The organism is Moorena sp. SIO4E2, assembly GCF_010671945.1.
GTDB lineage: Bacteria > Cyanobacteriota > Cyanobacteriia > Cyanobacteriales > Coleofasciculaceae > Moorena > Moorena producens.
Window position 1 is genome coordinate 1 of sequence record NZ_JAAHIE010000842.1, and the last position, 2,507, is coordinate 2,507.

A 2,507-nucleotide genomic window follows, 5' to 3' on the forward strand; every position below is an offset into this window, starting at 1 on the left:
CCACCCAAAGGGGCATAACGAGATGGATATCAACGGCTCACAAGCTGAGGTACTCCCGAATTGTTATGTCTCACAGCTAGAGGGTAATGCGTAACCAGAAGCATATACCGCATGATAATGGAACGTTAGGGAAAGAACTAACAGGTTGACGAAAGGAATCGTTGATTGAAGCGTCGTAATGATTGATATCCCTGTCAAAGCGGTAATGGGGATACTAGCTCCATGGGTTAATCCAGTAGATATTGGATAATCGGAAGAACTCCACGGACTCGGCGTAGAGACGACAACCATTAGTTCGCATCTCCTTTGTGTGTAACCGGGTAAGCCGAGATTGAGTCCTTAATCTAGGTCGATGATTAAGGTAGCCAAATCGCAAGAAGAGGTATAACTCTGAGTCCGGTAAAAGACTGAACCAAGCTAAAGCCAACATGGTGAAAACCGACGGGAAAGCGTGAAGAGCGTATAACCGGTTGGATAGAGGGAAATCCCTCAACTCGTGCAGAGTGCTGAATTTCAGAACTGATTCTGAGGGAGGAACATAATACTTATTAATCCTTAATTGTAATGGAAAAGATAGAACCGAATTCAACCGAAAACGGTATCGTAACTGAACAAGCTACCGAGTGGCACTCCATAGACTGGAAGAAAGCCTATCGGTTAGTCAGGAAATTAAGACGTAGGATATTCCTCGCGACTCGTGAAGGCAATTGGAAAAAGGTGAATAAGCTACAACGGCTAATGCTACGTAGCTACTCCAATATACTCATTTCCGTAAGACAGGCCGCACAGTTAAATCAAGGCAAAAACACCCCTGGGATAGACAAAATAGCCAATCTTACCCCCAAACTCAGGGCAGAGCTGGTCGATGCTCTAAAAATTTACAAAGCCTGGAAACCAATTCCAACCAAACGTGTATACATTCCTAAACCCAATGGAAAAAAACGCCCATTAGGAATACCTAGCATGATAGATAGATGCATACAAAGTATCGTCAAAAATGCATTAGAGCCTTCATGGGAAGCTAAATTTGAACCGACATCATACGGATTCAGACCAGGCCGAAGCACCCATGACGCTAGACAAAGGATATTCAACAACATAAAGGGTGAAAACAACCGAAAGTGGTGGGTAATAGACGCAGACATCTCCGGATGCTTCGATCATATTGCCCATGAACCACTACTGGAAACCATTGGAAATTTTCCAGCTAGAAACCTGGTGGAACAATGGCTAAAGACAGGATACGTCGATAAAGGCGTATTTTATAACACCGAGTCAGGTACACCTCAGGGAGGAATAATAAGCCCATTACTGGCTAACATAGCCCTACATGGCATGGAAAATGAATTAGGAATTACATATAAGTGGCGCAAAGACAAGAGGAAAAAATCAGGAGGATTCTGGAACAACATCTCAGAAAGAACCTTTGTCCGCTTTGCCGATGACTTTGTGATTCTAACTCAAAGCAAAGAAGATGCGACAGAAGCTAAGGTAATCATACAAGAATGGTTAACCAAAAAAGGATTAAGACTATCTGAGGAAAAGACCAGCATCAAACACTTGACAGAAGGGTTTGACTTCCTAGGATGGAACTTCCGCAAGTACAGAACCACTGCACGGAAAACCGAATTGGTCACCCTCATCAAACCCTCCAAGAAGAACATCAATAACTTCAAGAAACAATTGAAGGATGAATTCAAAAAGTTAAAGAGTGCATCCCAAGAACAAGTCATAAGGAAGCTTAATCCCAAAATAAGAGGGTGGGGCAACTATCATGATGGTGTAGTGGCTCAAGAAACCTTCAATACACTCGATAGCTACATCTTCTGGAAATTAAAAAGATGGGGGTTACGGAAACATCCAAATAAATCCTGGAAGTGGATATCCAAGAACTACTTTGGAAAACACTGCCCAGGAAGGGAAGACAAATGGGTATACGGAAACAAATCCTCAAAAAATGCATATCTGCATAAACTCGCTTGGAAACCCATCAAACGCCATACCCTAGTCCAATACAAAAACAGCCCAGACGACCCCGACCTGATTGGGTACTGGGAAGAGCGCAAAGCATTACAAAGGGAAAAAACGGCAAGGGGAAGATTCTCAGCGGGAAAGGACAAAATAGCAAACAGACAGAACTACCTCTGTCCTGTCTGCAATCAATCAATTGGGATTAGTGATGTATTACATATACATCACATTATACCAATACATCTAGGTGGACAAGACCAATACGATAACCTCATCTATCTACACGAGGATTGCCACCACACCATACATGCCTTGGGTGCCACCAATCCCGACATACAGAAAATGCTGAGAGCCGGGAGAAAAAAACCCTCTTTGAAACGGAACAAAAACCAAAAGGTACAAAACCGTAAATCTCAGAAAAGAAGTGGCAGTGATAAATGAGTTCAAAAAGAATCGGTTGCGCCGTGTACTTGGAGACTTGTTCGCACGGTGCGTTGGGGACGAAGCGGGAGCAATCCCGCTGACTTACCCAATCC

General features: G+C 43.3%; 1 protein-coding gene. It reads left to right on the forward strand.

Translation table 11 applies throughout. From position 1 onward, the window contains the following. Window positions 1-564: 564 nt before the first annotated feature. Entirely contained in the window at window positions 565-2,412 is a 1,848-nt protein-coding gene (gene ltrA / locus F6K37_RS37955) for a group II intron reverse transcriptase/maturase (protein WP_287256217.1), read from the forward strand. Window positions 2,413-2,507 lie beyond the last annotated feature (95 nt).